The sequence below is a fragment of the Bacillus sp. 275 genome, from assembly GCF_001999205.1.
GTDB lineage: Bacteria > Bacillota > Bacilli > Bacillales > Bacillaceae > Bacillus > Bacillus velezensis.
In genome coordinates, this window is record NZ_CP019626.1 from 978,623 (window position 1) to 992,229 (window position 13,607).

Annotated in this window: 11 protein-coding genes; 4 read left to right on the top strand and 7 right to left on the bottom strand. The window is 47.6% G+C overall.

The window, feature by feature from the left end; all coding sequences use genetic code 11:
* Window positions 1-113 precede the first annotated feature (113 nt).
* Window positions 114-1,403 carry a glutamate/proton symporter GltT gene (locus BZ167_RS04370; RefSeq protein ID WP_003155211.1) on the top strand — a complete coding sequence of 430 codons (1,290 nt, stop codon included), beginning with the start codon at window positions 114-116 and terminating at the stop codon, window positions 1,401-1,403.
* Between the two features lie 40 nt (window positions 1,404-1,443).
* Here the strand turns inward: BZ167_RS04370 and BZ167_RS04375 are convergent, their stop codons facing one another.
* A complete protein-coding gene (locus tag BZ167_RS04375) occupies window positions 1,444-2,475 on the bottom strand; it encodes a M42 family metallopeptidase (protein WP_395097070.1) in 1,032 nt (343 codons plus the stop codon).
* 131 nt (window positions 2,476-2,606) lie between these two features.
* On the opposite strand from BZ167_RS04375, the gene BZ167_RS20715 reads away from it, so the two are divergent.
* A complete protein-coding gene (locus BZ167_RS20715) occupies window positions 2,607-2,813 on the top strand; it encodes a hypothetical protein (protein ID WP_015239516.1) in 207 nt (68 codons plus the stop codon).
* Window positions 2,814-2,950: 137 nt separating this feature from the next.
* Window positions 2,951-3,928: a beta-ketoacyl-ACP synthase III FabHB gene (gene fabHB, locus BZ167_RS04385; RefSeq protein WP_033574488.1), complete on the top strand. Its 978-nt coding sequence runs from the start codon at window positions 2,951-2,953 to the stop codon at window positions 3,926-3,928.
* A gap of 61 nt (window positions 3,929-3,989) precedes the next feature.
* On the opposite strand, the gene BZ167_RS04390 is transcribed toward fabHB, so the two are convergent.
* The 6 genes from BZ167_RS04390 to BZ167_RS04415 form a co-directional block, all read right to left on the bottom strand.
* Window positions 3,990-6,323, bottom strand: a complete 2,334-nt coding sequence (locus tag BZ167_RS04390; protein WP_033574487.1) for a YhgE/Pip domain-containing protein — start codon at window positions 6,321-6,323, stop codon at window positions 3,990-3,992.
* 74 nt (window positions 6,324-6,397) lie between these two features.
* On the bottom strand, window positions 6,398-6,970 hold the full coding sequence (locus tag BZ167_RS04395; protein WP_032874350.1) for a TetR/AcrR family transcriptional regulator: 573 nt from the start codon (window positions 6,968-6,970) through the stop codon (window positions 6,398-6,400).
* A 148-nt stretch (window positions 6,971-7,118) separates the two neighbouring features.
* Complete coding sequence (hemY, locus tag BZ167_RS04400) at window positions 7,119-8,552, bottom strand: protoporphyrinogen oxidase (RefSeq protein WP_033574486.1); 1,434 nt, start codon at window positions 8,550-8,552, stop codon at window positions 7,119-7,121.
* A gap of 27 nt (window positions 8,553-8,579) precedes the next feature.
* Entirely contained in the window at window positions 8,580-9,515 is a 936-nt protein-coding gene (gene hemH, locus BZ167_RS04405; RefSeq protein ID WP_003155221.1) for a ferrochelatase, read from the bottom strand.
* 75 nt (window positions 9,516-9,590) lie between these two features.
* Window positions 9,591-10,652 (bottom strand): uroporphyrinogen decarboxylase, encoded by a 1,062-nt coding sequence (gene hemE / locus BZ167_RS04410; RefSeq protein WP_032875175.1) that lies wholly within the window; start codon window positions 10,650-10,652, stop codon window positions 9,591-9,593.
* 123 nt (window positions 10,653-10,775) lie between these two features.
* Window positions 10,776-12,917, bottom strand: a complete 2,142-nt coding sequence (locus BZ167_RS04415) for a transglycosylase domain-containing protein (RefSeq protein ID WP_077391946.1) — start codon at window positions 12,915-12,917, stop codon at window positions 10,776-10,778.
* A 122-nt stretch (window positions 12,918-13,039) separates the two neighbouring features.
* On the opposite strand from BZ167_RS04415, the gene hmoB reads away from it, so the two are divergent.
* Window positions 13,040-13,540 (top strand): heme-degrading oxygenase HmoB, encoded by a 501-nt coding sequence (gene hmoB / locus BZ167_RS04420; protein WP_061890522.1) that lies wholly within the window; start codon window positions 13,040-13,042, stop codon window positions 13,538-13,540.
* The last annotated feature ends 67 nt before the right edge of the window (window positions 13,541-13,607 follow it).

Genomic DNA, 13,607 nt, shown 5'->3' on the forward strand with positions numbered 1-13,607 from the left:
GTATATTCAATCTATATTTTTCTATAGACGGATTGTTTTCTTTTCTATTATAATTTGTTCTAATAGCTATCTTTTTAGATACTTATTGCACTTTTTTCTTCGGGAGGTAATCTATGAAAAAATTACGCTTTGGACTAGCGACGCAAATTTTCGTCGGACTCATACTAGGGGTTGTAGTCGGTGTCATCTGGTACGGCAATCCCGCCATTCCAACATATTTACAGCCTATCGGCGATTTGTTTTTACGCTTAATCAAAATGATAGTGATTCCAATTGTCGTCTCCAGCTTAATCATCGGCGTTGCCGGCGCGGGAAGCGGAAAACAAGTCGGAAAATTAGGCTTCAAAACGATTTTGTATTTTGAGATCATTACTACTTTTGCCATTATTCTCGGGCTGGCTTTGGCGAATCTGTTTCATCCGGGAACAGGCGTTAATATACATGAAGCTCAAAAGACAGATATCAGTCAATATGTTGAAACAGAAAAAGAACAAAATAACAAATCTATCGCAGACACATTCCTGCATATCGTACCGACAAACTTCTTCCAATCATTAGCCGAAGGAGATCTGCTTGCCATCATCTGCTTTACCGTGCTGTTTGCACTCGGCATCTCGGCAATCGGTGAAAAAGGAAAGCCCGTATTGGCCTTCTTTGAAGGTGTTTCTCATGCGATGTTCCATGTTGTGAACCTCGTCATGAAAGTTGCGCCGTTTGGTGTTTTTGCGTTGATTGGTGTTACCGTTTCCAAATTTGGGCTCAGTTCCCTGCTTTCACTCGGTAAACTGGTCGGTTTAGTATATGTAGCTTTGGCTTTCTTTCTCATTGTTGTATTCGGAATCGTCGGAAAGCTTGCCGGAGTAAACATTTTCAAATTCCTCGCCTATATGAAGGATGAAATTTTATTAGCGTTCAGTACGTCAAGCTCCGAAACCGTACTCCCCCGCGTTATGGAAAAAATGGAGAAAATCGGCTGTCCGAAAGGTATTGTTTCCTTTGTTGTGCCGATCGGATATACCTTTAACTTAGACGGATCTGTGCTGTACCAATCTATCGCCGCTTTATTCCTCGCTCAGGTATACCACATTGACTTGTCCATTTGGCAGCAGATTACCCTTGTGCTTGTCTTGATGGTCACTTCCAAAGGAATGGCTGCCGTGCCCGGGACTTCTTTCGTCGTCCTGCTTGCGACATTAGGCGCATTCAACATTCCTGCAGAAGGCCTTGCATTCATCGCCGGTGTTGACCGGATTATGGACATGGCCCGTACGGTCGTCAATCTGACCGGAAACGCGCTGGCATCCGTTGTGATGTCAAAATGGGAAGGCCAGTATGATCCCGTTAAAGGCGCGAAGGTCATGAGCCTCGCCAAAACAGAACAAAACACAACCATCTCAGGTTAAAATGAAAACCCTGCACGGAATGATTTCCGCGCAGGGTTTTTTATGCCATCGGCGATAGAACGTACCGGTGCAAAAGCTTCGCCGTATTAAGAAGCGATAATTCATGCGTGCGTTCAAAAGCGTGTGAAGCGTCAATTCCCGGGCCGATCAGCCCGTGGACGATGTCATGGCCCGAACGGATGGCTGCTGAGGCATCAGAACCGTAATACGGATAAATATCAAGCTGATAATCAATGCCATAGCGCTCCGCAAGCCCGGCCAGATGTTTTCTGAGCTGATAATGGTACGGGCCGCTCGCATCCTTCACGCAAATGGAGACGGTATATTCATCCGTAGACTGGCCGTCGCCGATCGCCCCCATATCAACAGCCAAGTATTCGACGGTCTCAGGAGGAATGTTGGAATTGCCTCCGTAGCCGATTTCTTCATTATTAGAAATCAGAAAATGCGTCGTATACGGAAGTTCGATTTTCTCTTCCGTGATGCGGCGGATTAAATTCAAGAGCAGAGCCACGCTCGCTTTGTCATCAAGATGCCGGGACTTAATAAAGCCGCTCGGCGTAATCTGCACGCGCGGGTCAAATGAGATGAAATCGCCGACCCTGATGCCGAGATCGGACGTCTCTTCCTTCGTCCGGACAAGCTCATCAAGGCGGACTTCCATATTCTCCTGATTCCGCTCTGCCTTGCCGGCGTCCTTGTAGACGTGCACTGAAGTCTGATGCATTAAGATGGTGCCTGTATAGGTTTTGCCGGAAGAAGTTTGGATCTCGCAATATTCTCCTTCAATTGAGTTATATCGGAAGCCGCCGATCAAGTCAATCTTCAGCCGGCCGTCCGCCTTTATCTCCTTTACCATCGCGCCGAGCGTATCGACATGCGCCGTCAGCAATCTGTGTTTCTTATCATCACGGCCGGGAATTGTGACAAAAAGACCGCCTTTGCGGTTTCTGTAAGAGGAGACGCCCCATTCTTTTAAAAGACTTTCTGTATAGGCGATAACCTCGTATGTATTGCCCGTCGGACTCGGAATCGACACCAATTCTTTAATCAGTTCCATCGTATGTTTCATATTTTCCACAGGTCATTCCTCCTATCAATTTTATTCTTCTTAAAATATACTCTTTTGATCCATAACCCGTCCAATCTTTTCCTTCTCTTTTTTCATAGAATGAAGGGAGCATGAGCATAGGAGGGAAATGTATGATCAGCCGTAAACCGCACAAGCGGAAAAGGTTTCATAATGATTGGTTTGAGGATTGGTTTGAGGATGATTGGTCTGGTGCAGCCTTCTGGGGCTGTAAAAAAGAAGAAGATCACTGTAAAAAGAAAAAAGAAGACCCTTGTAAAAAGAAGAAAGAAAAAAAGAAGCATCATCATTCATGCCGCCGCTGCTGCCGTCATTGGTAATCGTTCACACAAGCCCGTTTTACAAATAGATTTCTCATGCTCCCCAAACAGCGGATGCTGCTTGGGTTTTTTTATTAAAATTAGTACCAAGTAATAATATCAGGTGTTATAATCTGATATAAAGGAGTGATTTTTTCATGTCAAAATCTAAAATTACAGCAATCGGTACATATGCTCCGGCACGCCGATTAACAAACGCGGATTTGGAGCGCATCGTCGATACATCTGATGAATGGATCGTCCAGCGCACCGGTATGAAGGAAAGACGCATTGCCGGCGAACGTGAATTCACATCGGATTTGTGTGTGGAAGCGGTGAAAAACCTTGCAGAACGATACAGCGGAACTCTTGATGATGTCGATATGATCCTTGTCGCCACAACGACGGCGGACTATGCGTTTCCAAGCACCGCGGCACGCGTGCAGGCTTACTTCGGCTGGCCGCACACGGGGGCGCTTGATATTAACGCCACATGCGCCGGACTCACTTACGGCCTTCAGCTCGCAGACGCATTAATTACCGCCGGTTCCCATCAAAAAGTGATTGTCATTGCCGGTGAAACATTATCAAAGGTAACGGATTATACTGACCGGACGACCTGCGTTCTTTTCGGAGACGCTGCAGGCGCCCTATTGGTGGAACGCGATGAATCAGCGCCGGGCTTTTTGGCAGCCGTGCAAGGAACAGCGGGAGGAAGCGCGGACGTGCTGTATCGCACGGGACTGAGCGCAGAATTAAACGGCGAGCCGCTTAAAGGCGAAGGAAACATGGTGCAAAACGGGCGCGAAGTATATAAATGGGCGGCCAGAACCGTGCCTGAGGAATGCAATGCCCTTTTAGAAAAAGCCGGCTTTTCAAAAGACGATCTGGATTGGTTCGTTCCTCACAGCGCCAACATGCGGATGATCGAATCCATCTGCGAAAAGCTGCCCTTCCCGCTTGAACGGACGTTGACAAGCGTTGAATATTACGGCAACACTTCATCGGTTTCTATTATTCTCGCATTGGATGAAGCTGTGAAAGCAAAAAAACTGTCGGAAGGCCAGACGCTGGTATTATTCGGATTCGGCGGCGGATTGACGTATACCGGACTGTTGGTGAGATGGGGATTTTAATAGTACGACGATCGAAATCTAAAAAAAGAGGCCCCGAGCATCTGCTCAGAGCCTCTTTTTCTTATGCTGTTATTTCTTCTTCCGTTTTGTGTTCTTTTTTGCTTTGCACCGTAAAATACACGATGGTCAGCGCGATCATGACAACGGCGATGCCCAACAGAATGGATGCCTGCTGCCACATATAGCCGTAATCGCCATTTGAAATGACGGCACGGAACCCGTTGATGCTGTAAGTCATCGGCAGTGCCCCGTGAATCACTTGATAGAATCCCGGCAGGAGTTCAAGCGGGAAGGTTCCTCCGCTTGCCCCGAGCTGGAGCACCAGAATGATGACAGCGATAAAGCGTCCCGGATTCCCCATCGTTGTCGCCAATAATTGAATCATGGACAGGAACGCGATGCTGGTAATCATCGTAAAGAGATAGAATCTCCACGTGCTTTCCACATCAAGCCCGATTCCTTTCAACAGAACCGTGGCGACAATAACGGATTGAATCAGTCCGACAAGCAGAATAACACTGAATTTGCTGAGGAACCATTCAAAACCGTTTCTCGGACGCCCTGAAGCTTCACTCAGAGGGAATACGACCGTCAGCATCAATCCGCCGACATACAAGCCCATAGAGAGAATATAAGGCGTCAGTCCGGTACCATAGTTAGGCACGGAATGAATCGCGTTATCGTCCGTTTTTACCGGATCGGCAAACATGCTGTACGTTTTGTCATCTGTCTTAATGTCCCCGGTTTGATCAGCCGCATCTTTCAGCTGGCTGGACAATTGTCCGGTGCCGTCTAAAAGTTTGCTTAAACCGGTGCCGAGAGACGCTTGACCCTGCTCAATTTTGGACGAGCCGTCATGGATTTTGTTTTGCGCGTCCAGCAGTTTCGTTAAGCCGCCTGACACTTGGCCGCTCCCTGACACTAACGCTTCTGATCCTGATTTGAGCTGTCCGAACTTGCTGTTGTATTCGCCGATACCGGCCGTCAATTTGTTTTGGCTTTCAAAGACGGTCTGCGCTCCGCTGTACAATTTATCAGTTCCAGCCGTCAGCTGGTTAATCGCGTCTTGTACCGCCGCCGCGCCGTTATACAGTTTCGATGTGGACTGAGGCAGTGCTTTCAGCTGATCAGCCTTCGCTTTTACATCTGCCAGCGCGCTTTTTATGACTGACATATCCGGAAGCTGGATATCTCCGCCGGACGGAAGCTGGCTGACGATATTGTCTAAATCCGGAAGGTCGGCCTTCGGAAGCTTCTCATTCAGAAGCTGAACAAGTTTCGCTTTTTGCTCATCCGTTAAGAAATCACTGTCCTTAATCACCTTTTTGACCGCGTCATCCCGGGCATCCAGGCTGTTTTTCAGATCAGAAAGCTTTTTCTTAAACTGCTGCAATTCCTTTTCAGTCTGCTCAAGCTCCCCAACCGCTTTTTCAATATCTGAGAGGTTGACTGAATTGATCGCATCTTCAAATGCCGCCGCTTTTTGCGACACTTCCTGCGCCTTGCTGTTTAACGCGCTTAATCCATTCGTTAAATCCGGAAGCTTTTGCTGGAGCTGCTTTTGTGCGTCAAGGCTCGTTTTCAGCCCGCTGGCCACTTGGCCTCCTCCTGAAGCAATCTGTCCTGATTTATCTTGAATTTCGGCGCTTGCGCTCTGAAGTTTTGCGATAGAGCTGTCAAGCGTTTGAATTCCGCTTGTCACTTTCGCCGCTCCGTCTGCAAGCTGCTGTGTTTTATCGCCGATGGTGGCGGTGCTTTCAGTAAGCTTCGCTAAATTTTCCTTCAGCTTGGCGCTGCCGTCTTTCGCGTTTTTCGTGCCGTCGTCTATTTTCTTGGCGCCGCTGCTGGCTTTGCCGAGTCCTTTGGCAATATCTTTAAAATTGTCAAAAATGACTTTTGCGTATTGCTCCGTCACTTCTTTCGACACGGAGGCTTTCAGCTTGTCGATCGCCTTTTCTCCGATTGTCGCGCCGACATAGTTTGATCCGGCATTCGTATGATATTTCAGATCCAGCTTCTTCGGATTTTTATCCATTACCGTGCTGGCGTTTTTAGAAAAATCTTCAGGAATCTCGACCAATAAATAATATTTAGCATTTAATAAGTCCTTTAACGATTGATCAAGATCGCTTGAAAAATGCCAATCAAAATTATCATTTTTCTTTAACTCTTTCACAAGATCGTCACCGATCTGAAGATGTTTCCCTTCGTAGTCCGCCCCTTTATCCTGGTTGACAACGACAACCGGCAGCTGATCCACCGTGCCGTACGGGTCCCAGTACGCCTTCAAAAACACTCCGCTGTAGATCAGCGGAACGAATAATATGGCAATGATGGGGATTAACAGTTTCTTGTTCGTTACAATGTCTTTCCACTGGCTTTTTATTGTATTCAACCCTGTTGCCTCCTTCCGCAAACTGACTCATTTGACAAAACGGTCACGGCACTTAAAAAGTGAAGGATCATCTATTATTTAGATAATCCTTGACCAACATACATTTCCAGCAATTCGGCGATCGTCTCTTTTTCAAGAGGCGGATGGTTTTTTTCCCAGTCAAATATCAGCGCGATGTAGAGCTTGAGCATCACAAAAGCGGTCAGTTCCGGATCACACGGTTTAATGCTTCCGTTTTCAATGGCTGTTTCTATCTTTTCTTTAATGTATGACAGAATGGCCCGCTCCATTTTCGCAATGACATCCTGAACGGCTATTGTACCAATCTCGGCGTTCTCCTGAAAAATTTTAATAGTCAGCTGGTGTGTTTTTCTGAATTCCAAAATCGCGATAAGCGCCCGGTGAACATTTTCGTGAAATGAAAGCTCCGGTTTCATCGCTTCGTCTGCGTGTTCCTTCATTTCTCTTAAAATAGTGGTGAAAATATCATCAAACAGTTCTTCTTTGTTTTTGAAAAACGTGTAGATGGTTCCCTTCCCCACATTTGCAAGCTTTGCCACCAGATCCATTGTCGTTGCTTTGTAGCCGAATTGTGTAAAAGACTTCGTTGCCGCTTCCAGAATGAGCTTTTTCCGATCGACGGACATGTTTCCCACCTCGTTAAATTGACCGTTTGAACGTTTTAGTCATTTTGTACATAAGATAACTTATCACAGTCGCAGAGAAGATTCAAATGTTTTTTCTCTTTATTGGTGTTCCCTTTACAGAACGGGAACATGCAAAAAAACCTCCGTTTTACGATAACGGAGGCTGGTACGTTTCAAATAAATATGCCAGTGAATCATATACGGCGGCTTTTCCCTGGTCGATACAGTCGGGGATGCCCACCCCTTCGAAAGACGCGCCCGTCGCGTATACGCCCGGATAGGAAGCTTTCAGCGCATCTCTGAACTCTTTGATGCGCTCCTTATGGCCGACATGGTATTGCGGCATGCTTTCGTTCCAGCGGGTCACACAGGTCATTTCCGGTTCGCCATTTATTTTCATTACTTTTTTCAAATCTTCCATTACGATTTTAATGATCTCGTTATCTGAAAGATCTACGATGGATTCATCTCCGGCCTTTCCGACGTACGCCCTGAGAAGCGTTTTGCCCTCCGGCGCCGCGTGCGGCCATTTTTTATTCGTCCATGTGCAGGCCGTGATGGAGAAATCGCTGTTTCTTGAGATAACGAATCCCGTACCTTCATGCTCCATCTTGACGGCTCCCTCAGGAAAACCTAAGGCGACGTTGGCAACGGACGTAGAATGCATGTCTTTGAGACATGAAACCGCCGGCAGATCAGAAAGCATTTTCGCCGCGGCTTTATGCGGTGCTGTCACTATGCATCCTTCCGCATAGAGCACTTTGCCGTTATCAAGCGTCACGGAATATCCTTTCTCCTCGTGGCCGATATGGGTGACTTTCGTTCCTTTCATCACCTTTGTCAGCGTAAGCTGCTTTTCCAGCTCCTCCACCAACGTTTGAAGCCCTGTCGTCAGTGTTAAAAACTGGCCCTGCTTTTTGGCCGTCAGCTGCTGTCCCGAAGGCTGCGGACGTGATTTTTTCATACCGAGAATCAGGCTTCTGTGCTTTTGCTCAGTCTGATAGAATTGCGGAAACGTGGACATGAGGCTCAGCTTATCAATATCTCCGGCATAAATCCCTGATAATAGCGGTTCTATTAAATTCTCAACGACTTCGTCACCGACGCGTCTGCGGAAAAATTCACCGAGAGACTGATCTTCCTTCGGTTTGCTCGCAGGCAGGACAAAGTCAAGTGCCGCCCGCGCTTTTCCGGGAACAGAAAATAAACCGGTGGAGATGAACGGAGCGATTTTGGTCGGAATGCCCATCACCGCGCCCTTCGGCATCGGATGAAGCGTCTCATTGACGAGCACGTAAGACTGGCCGGTCGCATTGTTGACGAGCAGATGCTCAAGCCCCAAATCCTTAACGAGCTGCGGCGCGCTTTTTTTCCTTTCCAAAAAAGAATCCGGCCCCCGCTCAATGATGTAGCCGTCTTTATGTGCCGTCTGAATTTTGCCGCCCGCTCTCGGGCCCGCTTCGATCAGGGTGACCTCAAGCGGCAGCTGTTTTTCCTTGATTTCTTTTTCCATGTAGAAGGCGGCGGCTAATCCCGTTATGCCGCCGCCGATGATGACCAGATGTTTTTTATCGCCACTCATTTTTATCGCCTTCTTTACCGTTTAATTCTATTTGTCCAGCTCTTTCAGCACGACCGCTGCAAGCGCGTCGATAAATTCAGGCTGTGCGTTCGGCATGGCCGGACGATAGTAGCTTGCGCCGACTTCTTCGGTCACAGCTTTGCATTCATAATCATTATCGTAAAGCACCTCTAAATGATCGGCAACGAAGCCTGCGGGCACGTATACAAATGCTTTATAAGGATGCTTTTGATACAGCTCGCGCGTGAGATCCTGCACATCCGGCCCCAGCCACGGATCAGGGGTGTTCCCTTCGCTTTGCCAGCCGACTGCGTAATCGGTAATTCCGGCGCCTTCGGCAATCAGTTTTGCGGATTCCTCCAGCTGGTCAGGATACGGATCGCCGTATTCTTTAATTTTTTCAGGAAGGCTGTGCGCTGAGACGATCAGCATCGCGTCATCCCGTTCTTCTTTCGGCATTGACTCATACGTTTTTTTCACCTGGCCGACCCAATAATCAACGAATTTCGGTTCATCATACCAGCTTTCAACAGACTTGATGGTCAAGCCGCCGAGCTTCTCTGCTTCTTCTTTCGCGCGTTTGTTGTATGACTGGACGCTGAATGTTGAAAAATGAGGAGCGAGCACAAGGCTGACAGCTTCTGTAATGCCGTCTTTATGCATGTCCGCCACCGCGTCTTCAATAAACGGTTCAATATGTTTTAATCCGATGTACACTTTGAATGTTACGTCGTCCTGGATTTCATTTAAACGCTGTGCGAGCTTCTCCGCCTGCTCCTGCGTGATTTTTGCCAGCGGCGAAATGCCTCCGATCGCTTCATATCTGTCTTTTAAGTCTTGAAGCATGTGCGGCTCAGGCTTTCTTCCGCGTCTGATATGTGTATAATAACGTTCTATGTCTTCTTCTTTGTAAGGCGTTCCGTAAGCCATGACGAGAAGTCCCATTTTCTTTTTGCTGCTCATTTAGTTAAACACCTCTTTTGATGGTCTGTCTACCTTGATTTTGACAGGAAAATCTTCTTATAACCAACGATCTGCTCAGGAAGATTGTTCCGTTTTTTGGGCCGCGGAGTATTCATGTACAAACGCCGTCAGCTTTTTCAGCGTTGCCGGATTGACATCAGGGAATACGCCGTGCCCTAAATTGAAAATAAACCCGTCCGTTTTCATGCCTTGATCAAGTATCGCTTTCGCTTTTTTCTCGATGACTTCCCAAGGCGCAAGAAGAAGCGACGGATCAAGATTGCCCTGAACCGTTTTTGTAATGCCTTGTTTTCTGGCGTCATCTATGCCGAGTCTCCAATCAAGACCGACGACATCAAGAGGAAGGTCATGCCAATCCCCGGCCAGGTGGCTTGCGCCTACACCGAACATGATCAGCGGAACTTGCTCTGCTGAAAGCTCCCGGAATATTCTGTCCATCACCGGTTTTATAAACTGCCGGTAATCTTCGCGGTTCAGCGCGCCGACCCATGAATCAAAAATCTGAATGGCTTTTGCGCCGGCATTAATCTGCGCTTTTACATAAACGATAATCATGTCCGCCAGCTTGTCCATCAGCATTTGCCACGCTTGCGGCATACTGTGCATAAACGCTTTTGTTTTGTTGTAATTTTTAGAAGGTCCGCCTTCAATCATATAACTGGCCAGCGTAAAAGGCGCTCCCGAAAAACCGATGAGCGGAACATTCAGCTGTTCGTTTACGAGTAATCGGATCGTTTCCAGCACGTAAGGAACATCCTGTTCGGGATTCAGTTCGCCGAGCTTTTCAATATCCGCAGCAGAGCGCACCGGCTGATCGATCACCGGGCCGATTCCGTTTTTTATTTCAACATCCACTCCGATATAAGGAAGAGGCGTCATAATATCTTTATATAAAATGGCAGCGTCCACTCCGTACTGCTCGACCGGGAGTCTCGTCACATACGCGCACAGCTCGGGCTGATGCGTAATTTCGACTAAGCCGTATTTTTCTTTCAGCTTGCGGTATTCCGGCTGAGACCTCCCCGCCTGTCTCATGTACCAGACAGGGACGTGATTTGTTTTTTCTCCCCGTGCCGCTTTTAAAAACGTATCATTAAACGCTTCTCGTTTACTCATCTGAATTTCCACCTTTCCTCCTGCAACCATACGTTCGTGTTCTTCGCCCATTACACTATACCTTGTTTTTTCTGAATGGTATAGAATTGAGGCTTAATGTTCAAAAAATCGCCGAATTCATGATTAAGAAGAAAAAAGCTTCGGCTGAACGTATTCCGTTCCCTCTCCTTCTTGATTCGTCTGTGAATTATATGGAACGACTTTGTATGAAGCCCCTGAAAACAGATTGGCGTACGGTATGTCAAAGCTGCCTTTTCCTTTCACCGAATCCAGAAGCTTGTCTTTTCCGTCTTTCTTCTCATATATTCGGTAAACAACCCGATCATCCTTTTGAATATCCCATTTTAATTGAACCGTAATCAGTCCCATCGCCTTAAATGTATAACGGGCCGACAGGGATTTTACCGCCTCCAGCTCAATCGGGCTGCCCAGTTCCTTCACATTTTCAGGCTTTTTGAATGTCCGGCCGTTTTCACCCGCTTTTGTGACGATATCTTTAAAGAGTCTGACCGGGTATTGGCTGCCGCCTTTCAGATAATGGGTTTTATCCGTTTTGTCATAGCCCATCCAGACGGCTCCCGTCAGTCCGGGAGTGTATCCCGCAAACCAGGCGTCCTTTGTCGCGCCGGGGATGCCGGTAAATGTGGTCGTGCCGGTTTTCCCCGCCAGGTCGCCTTGATAGCTGCCTTGTGAAGCGGTTCCTTCTTTTACGACCTGCTGTAGCATTCTCGTCATATTCCATGCCGTCTGTCCGCTGAAGACGCGCGTTTTGCCGTTTTTTGGCCCGGATAACGTTTCTCCGTCTTCGTCCGTGATGTTCTCTATAAAAAATGGCTTCGTATACATTCCGTTTGCCGCAAAGGTATGATAAGCTCCGGCAAGCTGAAGCGGAGTGACGCCTTCAGACAGACCGCCCAGCGCAATCGCGAGTCCGTTGTCAGAAATGTTCATGCCGTTTTTCTCAAGATACGATTTTCCCGTATCCACGCCGATCTGCTTCAATGTCCAGACAGCGGGCGCATTTATGCTGTAAGTGATCGCATCCTGCATCGTCACTTCCCCCTTGTACTGTCCGTCATAATTTTTCGGTTCATACCCGTCGTAGGACGTCAGTTTGTCTTGGAGAAGCGAATACGGTTTGAACTTGTCTTCCTGCATGGCGGGCCCGTATACGGCAATCGGCTTAAACGTTGAGCCCGGCTGCCGCTTCGCCGTAACCCTGTTGTATCCTTTTGTCACGTAGTCGCGTCCGCCGACCGCCGCGCGCACGCCTCCGGTTTTATTATCAATAAAGACGGCGCTTCCCTCTGCCGCCTGATCCGTCCCCGGAAAATAGCCGCTTTCCTTCATGAGGGTGTATGCCGTTTTCTGCAGCTTGGAATCAAGTGACGTCCGGATCGTATAACCGCCTTGAAGCAGCTGTTCACCCGACATCGAATAACGGGATTCCGCCTCCTTGATGACAAGATCGATATAACTGTCAAACCAAGGCGTTTCTGATGTTTTCTTGACATGAAGCCCCAATGTCCGGCCCTGGGCTCTGACCGCTTCCTTGGCGCTGATATAGCCTTGGTCGTTCATCATTGCAAGAATCGTATCGCGGCGTTCTTTATTTTTATCCGGATGCTGAATCGGCGAATAAAGAGATGGCGCCTTCGGAATCGCTGCCAGAACGGCGCCTTCTGCAACGGTTAAATCTTTTACTTCTTTATTAAAGTAGTAGTGGGACGCGGCTTGAATGCCGTAAACGCCATGGCCGAAATAAAGCTGGTTCAGGTACATTTCAAGCAGCTTGTCCTTGCTGTAATCACGCTCAAGATTGATGGCGATAATGACTTCCTTCGTCTTGCGCAAAAATGTTTTATCATGAGTCAGAAAAATGTTTTTCGCCAGCTGCTGGGTGATCGTGCTGCCGCCCTCCACCTTGCCGCCTGCTAAAACATCCCGGAACACCGCCCGGCCGACAGACTTCACATCAATGCCGTGATGTTCGTAAAACCGTTTATCTTCAACGGCGATAAAGGCATCTCTCACATCTTCCGGAACCTGCTGAATGGATACCGGCTCGCGATTTTCCGTATAGAGGCTCGCGATTTCATCACCGTTTTGATCGACGATTTTTGAAGATGCGTGCAGTATTAATTTCTTTTCGTCGATGACATAATGGCCGAGAAATATAATGATAATGTATCCGATTAACGCGAGAAAAGCGGTTGCCGCCGCAATTACAGCCGGAATAAAGAATCTTTTTTTCTTTTTCAGCATAAGTCACCTCGCCTTTCTTAACTTGTAGTATGGGAAATATTGTTTCGAATTATGTCAGAATGAGTCGCCAATAGAAACTTATACCACTCTTTTGATATACTAGCAAGCAGGAGGTGGCTGATATGAAGGTTTATATTACATACGGGACAGCCGATTTTTTAAAGACGATTGTAAAGAAACACCCGAGTGAGAATATGGTGCTGATGCAAGGGGCGGAAAATGCGGTCTTAATTCATGAAACAAATGGAGAAACCGTTTTTCAGGCGCCCCATTCATATGAGAGCATCGACAGCGTCGGGGAAATCAAAAAGCCGGGCTACGCCGTCCTCAACAACATTGCCGTTACCCAGGAAGGCCGTCCGCTGTTTGAAAACCGGTTTAAAAACCGCGCCGGCAAGGTGGAAAATGAACCCGGTTTTCAAGCCATCCGCGTATTAAGGCCGCTTGAAGGCGATACGTATGTCATTTTGACCCTGTGGGAAGAGGAAAAAGCCTTTCAGGACTGGCAGCAGTCAAACTCTTATCAGGAAGCCCATAAAAAACGCGGAACATCTGCCGGCATCGACACGACGTCTATTTTCTCCCGCCCGTCTTATGTAACCGCTTATTACGCAATAGACTGAAAACCGCCGGAGATTCTCCGGCTTTTTTAATGTCCCGATTTTACGCATCCTTCTTTGCACCTTCCGC

Bases quoted from the DNA above. Each gene is read 5' to 3' on its own strand.
- fabHB (WP_033574488.1), top strand. From the start codon at position 2,951: ATGTCAAAATCTAAAATTACAGCAATCGGTACATATGCTCCGGCACGC.
- BZ167_RS20715 (WP_015239516.1), top strand. From the start codon at position 2,607: ATGATCAGCCGTAAACCGCACAAGCGGAAAAGGTTTCATAATGATTGG.
- BZ167_RS04375 (WP_395097070.1), bottom strand. From the start codon at position 2,475: ATGAAACATACGATGGAACTGATTAAAGAATTGGTGTCGATTCCGAGT.
- BZ167_RS04370 (WP_003155211.1), top strand. From the start codon at position 114: ATGAAAAAATTACGCTTTGGACTAGCGACGCAAATTTTCGTCGGACTC.
- BZ167_RS04395 (WP_032874350.1), bottom strand. From the start codon at position 6,970: ATGTCCGTCGATCGGAAAAAGCTCATTCTGGAAGCGGCAACGAAGTCT.
- hemH (WP_003155221.1), bottom strand. From the start codon at position 9,515: ATGAGCAGCAAAAAGAAAATGGGACTTCTCGTCATGGCTTACGGAACG.
- hemE (WP_032875175.1), bottom strand. From the start codon at position 10,652: ATGAGTAAACGAGAAGCGTTTAATGATACGTTTTTAAAAGCGGCACGG.
- hemY (WP_033574486.1), bottom strand. From the start codon at position 8,552: ATGAGTGGCGATAAAAAACATCTGGTCATCATCGGCGGCGGCATAACG.
- BZ167_RS04415 (WP_077391946.1), bottom strand. From the start codon at position 12,917: ATGCTGAAAAAGAAAAAAAGATTCTTTATTCCGGCTGTAATTGCGGCG.
- hmoB (WP_061890522.1), top strand. From the start codon at position 13,040: ATGAAGGTTTATATTACATACGGGACAGCCGATTTTTTAAAGACGATT.